Source organism: Janthinobacterium breve (assembly GCF_051380895.1).
Lineage (GTDB): Bacteria > Pseudomonadota > Gammaproteobacteria > Burkholderiales > Burkholderiaceae_D > Janthinobacterium.
In genome coordinates this window covers 57457-71091 of the sequence record NZ_JBNYXY010000010.1, presented here as the reverse complement: position 1 = coordinate 71091, position 13635 = coordinate 57457, and the positions used below count along the sequence as shown (strand labels likewise).

The 13635-nt window shown below is 63.3% G+C and carries 9 protein-coding genes; 4 read left to right on the top strand and 5 right to left on the bottom strand.

Annotated features, from left to right (window positions below):
- Window positions 1-115: 115 nt before the first annotated feature.
- Both ACQ4W0_RS20555 and ACQ4W0_RS20550 read right to left on the bottom strand, forming a co-directional pair.
- On the bottom strand, window positions 116-757 hold the full coding sequence (locus ACQ4W0_RS20555) for a 3'-5' exonuclease (protein WP_436578450.1): 642 nt from the start codon (window positions 755-757) through the stop codon (window positions 116-118).
- Window positions 758-766: 9 nt separating this feature from the next.
- Window positions 767-1267, bottom strand: coding sequence for a ProQ/FINO family protein (locus tag ACQ4W0_RS20550; RefSeq protein WP_436578449.1), 501 nt, complete (start codon window positions 1265-1267; stop codon window positions 767-769).
- A 576-nt stretch (window positions 1268-1843) separates the two neighbouring features.
- Here ACQ4W0_RS20550 and rpoD point away from each other — a divergent pair.
- Window positions 1844-4393 (top strand): RNA polymerase sigma factor RpoD, encoded by a 2550-nt coding sequence (gene rpoD, locus ACQ4W0_RS20545; RefSeq protein ID WP_436578448.1) that lies wholly within the window; start codon window positions 1844-1846, stop codon window positions 4391-4393.
- A gap of 56 nt (window positions 4394-4449) precedes the next feature.
- Here rpoD and ACQ4W0_RS20540 read toward each other — a convergent pair whose 3' ends face one another.
- The 3 genes from ACQ4W0_RS20540 to ppc form a co-directional block, all read right to left on the bottom strand.
- Complete coding sequence (locus ACQ4W0_RS20540; protein ID WP_436578447.1) at window positions 4450-5589, bottom strand: HAF repeat-containing protein; 1140 nt, start codon at window positions 5587-5589, stop codon at window positions 4450-4452.
- Between the two features lie 52 nt (window positions 5590-5641).
- A complete protein-coding gene (locus ACQ4W0_RS20535; protein ID WP_436578446.1) occupies window positions 5642-7438 on the bottom strand; it encodes a PAS domain-containing sensor histidine kinase in 1797 nt (598 codons plus the stop codon).
- Between the two features lie 177 nt (window positions 7439-7615).
- Window positions 7616-10465, bottom strand: a complete 2850-nt coding sequence (gene ppc / locus ACQ4W0_RS20530; protein WP_436578445.1) for a phosphoenolpyruvate carboxylase — start codon at window positions 10463-10465, stop codon at window positions 7616-7618.
- A 221-nt stretch (window positions 10466-10686) separates the two neighbouring features.
- On the opposite strand from ppc, the gene hemC reads away from it, so the two are divergent.
- From hemC to ACQ4W0_RS20515, 3 genes are read left to right on the top strand one after another with little or no spacing between them, the layout of a single operon-like run.
- On the top strand, window positions 10687-11703 hold the full coding sequence (hemC, locus tag ACQ4W0_RS20525) for a hydroxymethylbilane synthase (protein WP_436578444.1): 1017 nt from the start codon (window positions 10687-10689) through the stop codon (window positions 11701-11703).
- Window positions 11696-12478, top strand: a complete 783-nt coding sequence (locus ACQ4W0_RS20520; protein ID WP_436578443.1) for a uroporphyrinogen-III synthase — start codon at window positions 11696-11698, stop codon at window positions 12476-12478. The genes hemC and ACQ4W0_RS20520 overlap by 8 nt, the downstream gene beginning before the upstream one ends.
- A complete protein-coding gene (locus ACQ4W0_RS20515; RefSeq protein ID WP_436578442.1) occupies window positions 12475-13635 on the top strand; it encodes a uroporphyrinogen-III C-methyltransferase in 1161 nt (386 codons plus the stop codon). Before ACQ4W0_RS20520 ends, ACQ4W0_RS20515 begins: the two co-directional genes overlap by 4 nt.

The following is a 13635-nucleotide window of genomic DNA, read 5'->3' as shown; positions in this document are numbered from 1 at the left end:
AGGAGTGTGGCAAAGTCGGGCGCCACCGCAGTGGTGGCGCCTGTTTCGTGCGAACACAGCACGGGCACCGGTTGGTACCGATGGACTTGCTCTTGCTGCAGGAAGGCGCGCCGGCTCAGGCGGATACGGGTGGCGTGGCTGGCGGCGTGTTGGCGCGCGGCGCTTTTTGCGGCGTTACCTTGCCGCCGTCAGCGATCCAGCGGCGGTACACGCGCAGCGCCACTTGCGCATCGTCGGCCGCGTACAGGATCTGCTTTTCCGTCAGGCGCGACGTAGCCCAGTTGGTGGTGGAGATTTTTTTCGACTTCTGCAGGTGCAGGCCGAAGAACTTGGCCACGGCCGTCTTGGCGCCCAGGTCGTTGCGCTGGCCGCCGCGCAGGGCCACGGACAGGTCCAGCACTTGAACTGGAACAATGCCCAGCTTGTTGCGCAGGCGCTTGACGTCGTCGGACAGGCCAAAACCCACCTTCAGGGTGGTGGTCGATTCGAGGATGGCCTTCAGTTCGGCCAGGGGCGGCGTGGCGCCCACCTGGAACAGGTAGGCGATGTCGTCGGTGGCCAGCTGGATCAAGTGCGGCCCCGTGGAGGATTCGCCCTTGACGAACGTCGGCTTCGATTCCGTATCGAAGCCGATGGCGTCCGCTGCCAGCAGGGCGGCCATGGCTGCCCTGGCTTCGTCACTGGTGCGTACCAGCTTGACGTGGTCGAGTGCTATGCCTTGATAGGGGGGCAGTGGCGGTGCGGCAGCTGTGTCCATGAAACCGGATCAACCTTTGCGCGAGAATTTCGCGGTCAGCTGATTCAGTTTTTCCAGGCGCAAACGGTTCGCTTCTTCGGCGGCCGCCGCGTCGCGCTCGGCTTTCTTGCGCTCGGCTTCTTTCTTGAAGCGTTGCTGCAATACTTGCGTGGCGTGGTCGCGGTGCGTTTGCGTCACTTCCGCGCCGGCCGTGCCGTCGAGGTCGTAGCGGATCTTGGCTTTTTCCATCACGCGCAGGTAGCGCAGCGAACCCGTGTGGATGCCCAGCGCCGTGCGCATCAGCTTGCGGTCCAGGTCCGGCAGGCGCGCCAGGATCTGCTTGTCGATACCGATCGACAAGGGCAGGCAATCGCGGAATGGCGGGAATTGCTCCTGGAACTGCTTCAGCAGGGCGCGCGCGGTCAGGCCGGCAGGTGCCGGCGCGGTCGCTGCGGCCGGTGCCGCCGCTGGGGCTACATCGACTGGCGTGTCAGGAGTGGTGGCTTGCTGGTCTGGCGTGGAGCTGGTCATCGACATCATTGGTTGGGCTATAAAAGGGGAGCATAGCACGCGCCACAGGCAAGTGCATTGTCTTTTTTGGCAACTTGCACTGAGATAAGCGGGGCCGTACTACAGTGCTCGCAGCGCGAAAGGCGGGAAATGTGTATAATGTCGGCTTGCGCTGATGACTGGACCCCGTATTTGACGGTCTGGCTCAGGTGTGCAGGGGATAGGAGCAGTGCGGTGCAGGGCCATCATTATTGATATTTTTGATATCAGATATTTTGCTTATCAATTATCCAGATAACTGGCCTTCGTGCATAATCTTGCTCTCCGCTGTGTCTTCACTGAACAACAATAGATTCAAGCCCGTTCTGGTACGGGCTTTTTTTCATTCCGCAATGTACATCGCTTATTTATCTGATCCGGCTTCGGCCCCGCCGCTCTCGTTACGGGATGCGCGGGCTTTGAGCGCCCCGATAGACAGGCGCCGCTGCCTTTGACGGCAGCCGCAACAACACGCTCCATCGAGTCCGGTTTCGCAGGCTTAGGTGGAATCATTCACTTCGCGCCGACACCATCTGGTCTCGCATTAAGAGATATCTCATGAAGAATACGCCAAAAACTTTAACGTTGTCCGCCAAGGCGCCACGCCCAGCTGCGGCACCACTTGCCGTACCCAAAACGACTTTATCTTACTTCATCGATAATGCGCAAGCGAATCCGGAAGCCACCGTCACGACGGCGCCCACCGTCGTCACCGTGGTCAAGAAAAGCCGTTCGCGCCTGGCTGCCGTGCCACCTGCCGAGTCGGTTGGGGAAGCGCCCGTTGCCGCAGCGGCCGCCGAAGCCGTTGTCGAGGTCGCCGACGCTGCACCGGCCAAGGCGCCAAGCGTGAAGATCGCCCCTGGCGCCAAGGCCCCGGCCGCGCCACGCAAGGTCAGCGAAAGCGCTGCCACGAATAAAGTGGTGACGGCTGCCCGTTCGAAAGTCGTGCGCGCCAAGCCAGAAGCGGCGCCCGTGACCATCATCACCGGCGCGCAAGTGGTCAGCAAGACCACGGACGCCGATGCCCTGGCCGCCATCGATACCTCGAATTACTTCTTGCCGACCGTCAAGGTGCCGGGCCGCCGTGGTCGCAAACCAAGCGAATTCACGCCGGAAAACGATGAAGTGGCAGCACTCAACGCCGTCGAGCGCGCCGAACTGAAGGCCGTGTCGAAAGCGCGTGACCGCAAGGCCAAGGGCGGCCTGGCGGACGCATTGGGTGATCCGGAAGCCTCGGCAGCGGACCTGGAACGCCGCCGCAAGCAGATTACGGGCTTGATCAACATGGGCAAGGAACGCGGTTTCCTTACCTATGCCGAGATCAATGACCAATTGCCGGAAAACATCATCGATCCGGAAGCGATCGAAGGCATCATCGCTACCTTCAACGACATGGGCATAGCCGTCTACGAGCGCGCCCCTGACGCGGAAAGCTTGTTGTTGACCGACAACGTCGCCACTGTCACCAGCGACGACGAAGTGGAAGCGGCTGCCGCTACCGCCCTGTCGACCGTCGACTCCGACTTCGGCCGCACCACCGACCCCGTGCGCATGTACATGCGTGAAATGGGCGCCGTGGCGCTGCTGACGCGCGAAGGCGAAATCGAGATCGCCAAGCGCATCGAAGGCGGCCTGAAAGACATGATCCAGGCGATTTCCGCCTGTCCCACCACCATCGGCGAAATCGTTGCCCTGTCGCAAAAAATTGCGCGCGACGAAATCAAGGTCGATGAAGTGGTCGACGGCTTTGTCGACTTGAACGAAAGCAATGCCCCTGCGCCTGCCGCTGCCCCCGCGCCCGCCGCCGCCAGCGGTGACGACGAGGAAGAGGAAGAAGAAGCCGAGGAAGAAGATGGCGACGCCAATGGCGGCGCGGCCGGTTTCTCCAGCGAGCAATTGGCCCAGCTGAAAAAGAATGCGTTGGAGAAGTTCAACGTCATTTCGATGCAGTACGACAAGATGCGCAAGGCGCCCGAGGGCTACAACTCGAAAGTCTACGTCAAGGCGCAGGAAGCCATCTCGCAGGAACTGCTGGGCATCCGCTTCACGGCCAAGGTCGTGGAAAAGCTGTGCGACACCCTGCGCGGCCAGATGGAAGAAGTGCGCCATATCGAGCGCGCCGTGCTGGAGCTGTGCGTGAACAAATGCGGCATGCCGCGCGCCCACTTCATCAAGGTGTTCCCGGGCAATGAATGCGACCTGGAATGGGTCGACCGCGAAGTCGATTGCAAGTATCCGTACAGCGCCATCCTCAGCCGCAACGTGCCTGCCGTCAAGGAACTGCAAAAGAAGATGATCGACCTGCAAGCGCGCGTGGCCCTGCCACTGGCTGACTTGCGCAAGATCAACAAGCAGATGGCTGCCGGCGAAAAGCGTGCGCGTCACGCGAAACGCGAAATGACGGTCGCCAACTTGCGTCTGGTCATCTCGATCGCCAAGAAATACATCAACCGCGGCTTGCAATTCCTCGATCTGATCCAGGAAGGCAACATCGGCTTGCTGAAGGCGGTCGATAAATTCGAATACCGCCGCGGCTACAAGTTCTCGACCTACGCCACCTGGTGGATCCGCCAGGCCATCACGCGTTCGATCGCCGACATGGCCCGCACCATCCGCGTGCCGGTGCACATGATCGAAACGATCAACAAGATGAACCGCATTTCGCGCCAGATCATGCAGGAAACGGGCAGCGAGCCGGACCTGGCGACCCTGGCCGTCAAGATGGAAATGCCGGAAAACAAGGTGCGCGAGATCATGAAGATCGCCAAGGAACCGATTTCCATGGAAACGCCGATGGGCGAAGATGGCGATTCGCAACTGGGCGACTTCATCGAAGACAACACCACCCTGGCACCGCTGGACGCTGCACTGCATGCGTCGATGCGCAACGTGATCAAGGAAGTGCTGGACTCCTTGACGCCACGCGAAGCGAAAGTGCTGCGCATGCGTTACGGCGTGGAAATGTCGAACGACCACACGCTGGAAGAAGTGGGCAAGCAATTCGACGTGACGCGCGAGCGTATCCGCCAGATCGAAGCGAAAGCCATGAGCAAGCTGCGCCAGCCTTCGCGTTCGGATAAATTGAAAACGTTCTTGACGCAGAACTAAGCAGTAACAAAAAAAGAGGCGCAAGCCTCTTTTTTTACGTCCGTAGCGTGCCTTGCCTACATAAAACGGGTACGCGCTCCCAGCAGGCCCATGCGATAGTTACGCTGCAATTTGTACAGCAGCACACCGCTGGCGGAGATGAGAATGGTGGTGAGCAGCCAGTCGAATGGATTGCTGCGCTGCGGTGCGGGAGCCGCTTGCGACGGTACGGCGAAGGCCTGGAACTTGTGCCCAGTGTAGATGGCGCCGACCACCAGGCCCGCATCGGTGATCTTGTTGGTCAGGTACAAGCCGTCGTCGCGGCGGCGTACCGTCATCACGCCTTCCTTGTAGACAAAGGTCATCGGTTCAAAGCCTTTGATGTTGACGCTGCCGACGACGTGTCCGGCCGCGTTGACTGCCGTGGCATAGCTGTCGCCCTGGCCGATCAGGGCGCCCAGGTCGAGCATGCGCTTGCCATCCCAGGCAAAGGCGTGCCAGCGGCGCTTCTCCGTTTCAGACGCGCCCACGATCATGCCTGCGTCATTGATGGCGGTGGCTGAACTGATGCGTCCGCCGGGCAGGGTGCCGATTTCCTGCATGCCCGTGCCGGGGCGGTAGACGAAGGCGCGGCGGTAGCCGTCGCCGCGCTGCGCCGTGCCCACCACTACGCCATGTGCGTTCAGGCCGCTGGCATAGCTGCTGGCGCCGCCCAGGGTACCCAGGTCTTGCAGGCTGTGGTCGGCTTTCGTGACAAAGGCGTGGAAATCGCCGGCGCTGGTGTCGGCATAGCCGGCGATCATGCCGTCGCGCGTGATGGCCGTGGCATAGCTGCTGGTGCCCCCCAGGGTGCCCAGGTCGCGCATGCCACCCGCTGCTTCAAAGCGGAATGCATGCCAGGCGCCGGCGGCCGTCTGCGCCGAGCCGACCACCACGCCATGGGTATTGATAGCCTTGGTAAAGCCTTCATTGCCGCCCAGGGTGCCCAGCTCGCGGATGCGGCCATGCTGATAGGTCACGGCGCGGCGCCGTCCTTCTTCTTCCATGATGATGCCGGCCACCAGGCCGGCCGGGTTCAGGTCGGAAGCAATGCTGCCATTGCCATCCCTTTCGCCAAAGCCCCGTTCGGCATAGATGGTGGCGCTGGCGGTGGGGATAGCGGCCAGCAGGAGCAGACCGAGCCGTGGGGCGGGGAAGCAGGCGAACCGTAGCGGCATGATAGTTTCCTCAAAAAAACTTACTATACTTTTTTATGCCACAAATGCATACTTAATTTACTACTGTTTTTGCTAATTTTTGTGTTTTAGCATGATCGACATGGTGCTGGCCTGCCTGCTGGGGCAGGCGGATGGCCAGCGCCGTGCCGCGGCCCGCCTGGCTGTCGATGCGCAGTTCGCCGCCCAGCGCATGGACACGCTCGCGTATGCTTTTCAGGCCGAAGGCGGCCCGCTTGCCGTGGTCGCCCGGCTGCATGCCGATGCCGTTGTCGCTGATGCGCAGCACGATGGCGTCCGTATCTTGCGCCAGCGCCACTTCCACTTCGCTGGCCTGGGCGTGGCGCACGATGTTCGACAGCGATTCCTGCAGTACGCGGAAGATGGCCGACGTCTGGCGCTGGTCCAGGCCCAGGTCGGGCGCCTCGCTGTCGAGGGTGAGCCGGTAGCGGATGGCGCCGCGACCCTCCATCTGGCGGATCAGCCATTCGGCCGCCGGGCCCAGTCCCAGCTCCAGGGTGCTGGGATGCAAGTCATTGATGATGCTGCGCACCGAGCGGATGGTGGCGTCGATGGTGTCGAGCACGCGCTGCGCATGACGGTGCAGGCGCTGGTGAGTCTGGGCCGTGCGCGCGTGCAGCAGCGACACGTCGATGCGCAGCACCATCAGGTTCTGGCCCAGGTCGTCATGAATGTCGAGCGCGATGCGCCGGCGCTCCGCTTCCTTGATGGTCTGCTGGTGGTCGGTCAGTTCGCGCAGCTGGGCCAGGGTGCGCTGCAGGTTTTCCTCGTTGCGCTTGCTGTCGGTGATGTCGATGGCCATGGCGATGATCATCTGAGGCCGGCCGTCGGCGTCAAACACGGGTTTCTTGTGCGTCTGCACCAGGCGATTTTCCTGCAACTGCACGTTCCATATCCGTTCTTCGCGGATCACTACCTTGCGGCTGGCAAACGCTTCCTGGTCCGCCGCGTGGAAGCCCGCGTTCTGTTCCTCGGGAAAGTGCTTCAGGTCGCGCCCTTCGGCGACGTCGTGCTGGCACACGCCCCATTGCTGTTCGCAAGCCTGGTTCATCAGCACGATGCGCGAATCGGCATCTTTCAGGAACAGCGACAGGGGCATCATGGAAATGATGTCCTGCAGCCGCTCTTCGCTGCGCGCCAGGGCCGCTTCCGTTTGTGCGCGCATGGCGATTTCCGCAGACAGCTGGATATTGACATCGAGCAACTGGGCCGTGCGCAGAGCCACGCGGTTTTCCAGCTCCGCATGGGCCAGGCTCAACGCGTGTTCGGCCCGCTTGTGTTCGGTGATGTCGCTGGCCATGACCAGCGCGCCCGTCAGGCGTCCCTCGCGGTCGTACAGGCGCCGCCCGCTGAGCATGGCCCAGCGCTGTGTGCCGTCGCCATGCCGGTACTGCAGTTCGCCCATGCAGCTGTCGCTCGCCGTCTGGCGCAGCGGACACAGGCGCAGCAAGGTGGCCTCGTCGTGGAATTCCTCCATGGAGTGGTTCAGCAGTTGCCCGGCGGGGATGCCCAGCATGTCGCACAGGCGCTGGTTGACGTACAGGATGCGGCCGTGCGCATCCGTTTGCCACATGCCGTCCTGCGCCGTTTCGCTCAGGTGCTGGTAGCGCAGGAGGCTGGCGTCCAGCTGCGAACGCGTGCTGGCGAGGTGGGCGCGCAGCCTGCGCATCAGCCACATGGCCGTGCCGGCGGCGGCCAGCAGCAACAGGGCCAGCCAGACATGCTCCCAGAAGTCGAGTTCCGGCCAGGCTGCGCCTGCCAGCCAGCCCAGCATGATCAGGATCAGTGCGGCGCACGCCGCGCCCAGTGTTTCAATCGACCATTTGCTCATCCGCGTCCCTGGCGTCATGGTTGGCCGCTGCGGTGCGCATGGGGCCGGAGTGGGAAAGGTGTTAACCGCTAGTGTAATATCAATTGTTGTTTTATTGAGAATATTTTGCCATTGGGCAAGCAAAAGGGCCGGCCCTTGCGGTGCCGGCCCCTGCCTGCCAATGGCCGCCTGGCGCGATCAGCCCGTGTTGCGCAGGCCGGCCGCCACGCCATTGATCGACAGCTGAATGCCGCGGTGGACCCGTTCATCGATCTTGCTTTCCGCTGACAGGGCGCGGTTGCGTTTGATCAATTCCACCTGCAAGTGGTTCAGCGGATCGAGATAGGCGAAGCGGTTCTGGATCGAGCGGGCCAGCAGCGGATTGCCCGCCAGGCGCTCGGTGTTGCCGGTGATCAGCTCCAGGCAGCGCAGGGTGTTGCCATGTTCGTCCGTGATGCGCTTGTAGATGCGTTCGCGCAAGTCCTGGTCTGCTACCAGTTCCGCATAGCGCGAGGCAATCGCCAGGTCCGTCTTGGCCAGCACCATGTCCATGTTCGACAGCAGGGTGGCAAAGAACGGCCATTCGGCATACATGGCGCGCAGGGTGGCGATCTTGTCATCCTTCGCGTCGCCGTCAGCCTGCTTGATCCACGCATCGATGGCGCTGCCGAAGCCGAACCAGCCCGGCAGCAGCAAGCGGCACTGGCCCCAGGAAAAGCCCCAGGGTATGGCGCGCAAGTCTTCGATGCGCTGGTTGGCCTTGCGCGAGGCGGGGCGCGAACCGAGGTTCAGTTCGGCGATTTCCGCAATCGGCGTGGCCGAGAAGAAATACTCCGTAAAACCCGGCGTTTCATACACGAGGTGACGGTAGGCGTGATAGGCGAGGTCCGACAGCTGCGCCATCACGGCTTCGAACTGCGCCAGCTGGCTCGCGTGGGCGGGATTGGCCGCCTGCGGCGCCAGGCTCGCTTCCAGGGTGGCGGCCACCAGCAATTCCAGGTTGCGCCGGCCGATTTCCGCGTTGGAAAACTTCGAGGCGATGATCTCGCCCTGTTCCGTCAGGCGGATCTGGCCGTTGACTGTGCCCGGCGGCTGCGCCAGGATGGCTTCGTAGCTGGGTCCGCCGCCGCGGCCTACCGTGCCGCCGCGGCCGTGGAACAGGCGCAGCTTGACGCCGGCCTTCTGGAAGTCGGATACCAGCGCCAGTTCCGCCTTGTACAGTTCCCAGTTCGAGGTGAGGAAGCCTCCATCCTTGTTCGAATCGGAATAGCCGAGCATGACTTCCTGCAACTGCCCCTGCTTGGCGATCAATTGTTTGACCAACGGCAAGGCCATGACCTGGCTCATGATGCCGGCCGCGCGCTGCAGGTCGGGGATCGTCTCGAACAGGGGGATGACCATCAGCTCGCAGCTGCTTTCGCCTTCGCCGCCTACCTTCCAATCGGTGCGCAGCAAGCCCGTTTCCTTTTGCAGCAGCAACACTTCCAGCAAGTCGGAGACGGTTTCCGTGTGCGAAATGATGTAGTTGCGGATGGCCCGCGCGCCGTAGCGCTGGCGGATGTCGCGCGCCGCGCGCAGGATCGCCAGCTCGGAATCCGTTTCCGTGGCGTAGGCGATGTAGGGCGAGTACAGCAGGCGTGGCTGGGCCAGTTCATTGAGCAGCAGCGCCTGCTTGTCTTCCTCGGACAGGCCCGAGTAATCGGCGGCCACGCCGCTGTGCGCGAACAGGTCGGCCAGCACTCTTTCGTGCACGTCGGACGTCTGGCGCATGTCTAGCGACGCCAGGTGGAAACCGAAGATGTCGGCCGCGCGCGCCAGGGTGGCCAGGCGCGGGCGCACCAGGGCCGCGCCGTGGTGCGATTCGAGCGAGGCGACGATGGTGCGCAAGTCGGCGACAAACGCGGCCGCGTCCGGATAGGCGGCGGCCGGTCCCACTTCCTTGCGCAGGATGTTGGTGGCGCCCAGCGCGCGGGCCGTGGCGGCCAGGCGCGCATAGATGCCGATCAGGGCACGGCGGTACGGTTCGTCGCTGCGGTGCGGCGAGGCGTCCGGCGACTGGTCGGCCAGCGCCTGCAGTTCGGCGCTGACGCCCACCATCAGGGTCGAGACGGACAGCTCCGCGCCCAGCGCGTGCACTTCGTCGAGGTAAAAGTCGAGGATGGTGGTGGCGTGGCGCGCCAGCGCATGCTGCATGGTGCCCGCGTTGACGTTCGGGTTGCCGTCGCGGTCGCCGCCGATCCAGCTGCCCATCTGTACGTAGGCGGCGTTGATCGGTTCGATGGTGCCGTCGCCGTTCGGGTATTCGGCGGCGATATCGTCCTCGATATCGTCATACAGGCCCGGCAGTTCACGCAAAAAGGTGATGCGGTAGTAGGACAGGGCGTTTTCGATCTCGTCGGCCACCGTCAGCTTCGAGTAGCGCAGCATGCGCGTCTGCCACAGGGTGGAAACGCGCGAACGCAGCAGCTGCATATTGGCTTGCCGCTCTTTCGGCGTCTGCGGCACGTCGCGCTCGGCCAGCAGGCGGGCGATGTCGTGCTCGGCGTCGAGTATGCTCTTGCGCTGCACTTCCGTGGGGTGGGCCGTCAGCACGGGCGCGATCAGCGCGTCCTGGAAGAAGGTGTCGACGGTCTTGCGGGGCACGCCGGCGGCGCGCAGTTTTTTCAGCGCGAAGCTGACGCTGCCCTTTTGCGCTGGCGAGCCGGCCAGCAGGTGGGCGCGGCGGCGGCGGATGTGGTGTTGATCTTCCGCAATGTTGGCCAGGTGCGAAAAATAGGAAAAGGCGCGCACGACGGAAATCGTCTGTTCGCGGCTCAGTTCCTTGAGCATGGCGTCGAGTTCCAGCGCGGCGCCCGCGTCCGCTTCGCGGCGGAAGCGCACGGACGTCTGGCGTATGGTTTCCACCACATTGAAGACGGCGTCGCCTTCCTGTTCGCGCAGCACGTCGCCCAGCAGGCGGCCCAGCAGGCGGATGTCTTCTTTCAGCGGCGCGTCCTTGTCGGAGGCGGCCGCTGGAACTATTTCTGGTGCTACTGCGTCATTGAGCATAATAAAGAACCAAAGTAAGTGTAAAAGCAAGGGAATGTGGATCGCACCGGGCGTTTGGCCGCAGAGGGGAGGGGGCGCATGATAAAATTTGTGGTCTTCAACATGGACGCTAGCCTGACTTGGCCTTCTAGGCTAAGGGATAACGATTATAGCGACGCCGGGCGCCACCCGATACAAATTGATATCGGACGGGTGAATTGGCAACGCCAATCGCAACGACAATGACAGCGAAAGAACTTGTTTTGAAAGCATCCGAATTGACTCCAAACATACCCGCCCGCCTGGTGATTGCCACGCGCGAGAGCCGTCTTGCCATGTGGCAAGCTGAACACGTGCGTGCGCGCCTGGCCGCCCTGTATCCACAGTGTAGCGTTGAAATTCTCGGCATGACCACACGCGGCGACCAGATTCTCGATCGCGCCTTGTCCAAGGTAGGCGGCAAGGGCCTGTTCGTCAAGGAGTTGGAAGTGGCGATGGAAGAAGGCCGCGCCGACCTGGCCGTGCATTCGCTGAAAGACGTGCCGATGGAGTTGCCGGAAGGCTTTGCTTTGGCCGCCATCCTCGAGCGCGAAGACCCGCGCGATGCGTTCGTGTCGAACGATTACGCCAGCCTGGCCGAGTTGCCGCATGGCGCCGTCGTCGGCACCAGCAGCTTGCGCCGCCAGTCGCTGATCGCCGCGCGCTATCCGCACCTGACGATTTTGCCCCTGCGCGGCAACCTCGATACGCGTTTGGGCAAGCTGGACCGTGGCGACTACGCCGCCATCATCCTGGCTGCCGCCGGCCTGAAACGCCTGGGCCTGGCGTCGCGCATCCGCGCCGTGCTGGCGCCGGAAGACAGCTTGCCGGCCGCCGGCCAGGGCGCCATGGCGATCGAAATCCGCAGCGGGCGCGCCGACTGCGCCGACCTGGTGCGCCTGCTGGCGCCGCTGAACCACGCGGCCACGGCGCAAGCCGTCACGGCCGAACGCAAGGTGTCGAAGATCTTCGGCGGCAGCTGCCAGATTCCGCTGGCTGCGTTCGCCACCGTCGAGGGCGAACAGATGCGTTTGCGCGCCATGGTCGCCACGCCGGACGGCGCGCGCATGGCCAGCGCCGATGTCAGTGGTCCGGCCAGCGCGCCGGAACTGCTGGGCGAGCAAGTAGCTGAATTGCTGCGCGGCCAGGACGCCGCCGGCATCCTCGCCTCGTGTGCCGTCACGCCCGACAACCATGAAGGCCTGGCGCCGCATGCCTGACACCGTGGTGATCACGCGGCCCGCAGCGCAAGCGGGGCCGCTGGCCGCCAAAATTGCGGCGCTGGGCTGGCCCGTGACCTTGCTGCCGCTGCTGGAGATCCACGCGCTCGATGGCGAAGAGGAATGCGCGCAGCTGCAAGCCGTGCTGGCGCGCCTGCGCGAGTATGACCTGGTGGCCTTCGTCTCGCCCAACGCCATCGACTGCGTCTTTGCGCACTTGCCCGCCTGGCCATCCGGCCTGCCGCTGGCCGTGGTGGGCGAGGGCAGCCGCCTGGCATTGGCGGCGCACGGCGTGACGGACGCCAACGCGACCATCACCAGCCCGCTCGATACGGCGCGCAGCGATTCCGAACATCTGTTGCTGGCGCTGGACTTGTCTGCCCTGCGCGGCAAGCGCGTGCTGATCGTGCGCGGCGACGGCGGACGCGACTACCTGGCCGACGGCTTGCGCGCCGCCGGTGCCGAAGTCGAGTTCGTCACAGCCTACCGCCGCAAGGTACCGCTGCTGACGCCGGCCTTGCGGGCGACCCTTGAAAAGCTGTTGCAGCATAATAATGACTGGATCATCACCAGCTCGGAAGCGCTGCGCGGTTTGCTGGCGCTGCTGGGTGAAATGGGGGATGAAAAGACGGTTGTTGTGAAAATGCAACAGCAGCATTTGATCGTGCCGCACGCGCGCATTGCACAAACGGCGGCGGCCCTGGGTTTTGCCCGTGTCACCTTGACAGGATCAGGCGACGCAGGAGTGCTCGCCGCGTTACAATCACGACCATGAACGAAATGCCTACACTCTCCGAACCGAATGCAACGCCTGGCAGCGCCGTGAAGACGGCGCCGCAGGCGGCCGACCAACCCGCTGGCCGCGCGCCGACCCTGCTCGAACAGCTGCAAAAGCCCATGAGCATTGCCGTCATCGTGCTGGCCGTGCTGCTGGCTGCGCAAAGCTGGTCGACCAGCAAACAGATCCGCAACCTGCGCGAAGAAGTGGCCAAGCGCCTGCAAAAGGGCGATGTCAGCAATGCCGAAACGGGCGTGCTGGCGCGCAACGTGCAAGAAGGCACGAAAGAGCTGCAAATCAAGGTGGGCGCACTGGAAAACCGCCAGAGCGAAACGCAAAGCCAGCAGCTGGCCCTGGAGCAGCTGTATAACGACTTGTCGAAGAACCGCGACGAGTGGGCGCTGACGGAAATCGAGCAAGTACTGTCGACGGCCAGCCAGCAGCTGCAACTGGCCGGCAACGTGCCCGGTGCGCTGATCGCCCTGCAAAACGCGGACCGCAGCCTGTCGCGTTCCGACAAGCCGCAATTCATCACCATCCGCCGCGCCATCGGGCGCGACATGGAAAAACTCAAGGCCCTGCCCAGCGTCGATTCGACGGGCGTGGCCCTGCGCCTCGATGCCGTGATCGCCCAGATCGACGCCCTGCCGATGCTGTCCGACGAAACGCCGGCCTTGCCGGCTGCGCCGGAAAAGCCGGGCAAGGCCAAGGCCGGGGCCAAGCCCGTGCGCGATGCCAGCGGCAAGCTGGTAGGGCCGCCGGCACCGGAACCGCTGCTGCAAAAAGTACGCGACGGCTTCAATACCTGGAGCGGCGACATGTGGGCCGACGTGCGTCAATTGATACGCATCCGCCGCGTCGATACGCCGGAAGCGCTGATGCTGTCGCCGACGCAATCGTATTTCTTGCGTGAAAACGTCAAGTTGCGCTTGCTCAATGCCCGCATGGCCTTGTTGTCGCGCAATGAAACGGCTTTCCGCAACGACTTGATCGCTGCGCAGGATGCGCTGGCCAAGTATTTCGACACCCGCGCCAAGAGCACGCAGACGGCGCAAGCCTTGCTGCGCCAGGTACAGGGCAGCAACCTGGCCATCGAAATGCCAACCTTGTCCGACAGCCTGACGGCTGTGCGCAACTACAAAGCGAAGTCCTGA

Bases quoted from the DNA above. Each gene is read 5' to 3' on its own strand.
- ACQ4W0_RS20555 (WP_436578450.1), bottom strand. From the start codon at position 757: ATGGACACAGCTGCCGCACCGCCACTGCCCCCCTATCAAGGCATAGCA.
- ACQ4W0_RS20550 (WP_436578449.1), bottom strand. From the start codon at position 1,267: ATGACCAGCTCCACGCCAGACCAGCAAGCCACCACTCCTGACACGCCA.
- rpoD (WP_436578448.1), top strand. From the start codon at position 1,844: ATGAAGAATACGCCAAAAACTTTAACGTTGTCCGCCAAGGCGCCACGC.
- ACQ4W0_RS20540 (WP_436578447.1), bottom strand. From the start codon at position 5,589: ATGCCGCTACGGTTCGCCTGCTTCCCCGCCCCACGGCTCGGTCTGCTC.
- ACQ4W0_RS20535 (WP_436578446.1), bottom strand. From the start codon at position 7,438: ATGAGCAAATGGTCGATTGAAACACTGGGCGCGGCGTGCGCCGCACTG.
- ppc (WP_436578445.1), bottom strand. From the start codon at position 10,465: ATGCTCAATGACGCAGTAGCACCAGAAATAGTTCCAGCGGCCGCCTCC.
- hemC (WP_436578444.1), top strand. From the start codon at position 10,687: ATGACAGCGAAAGAACTTGTTTTGAAAGCATCCGAATTGACTCCAAAC.
- ACQ4W0_RS20520 (WP_436578443.1), top strand. From the start codon at position 11,696: ATGCCTGACACCGTGGTGATCACGCGGCCCGCAGCGCAAGCGGGGCCG.
- ACQ4W0_RS20515 (WP_436578442.1), top strand. From the start codon at position 12,475: ATGAACGAAATGCCTACACTCTCCGAACCGAATGCAACGCCTGGCAGC.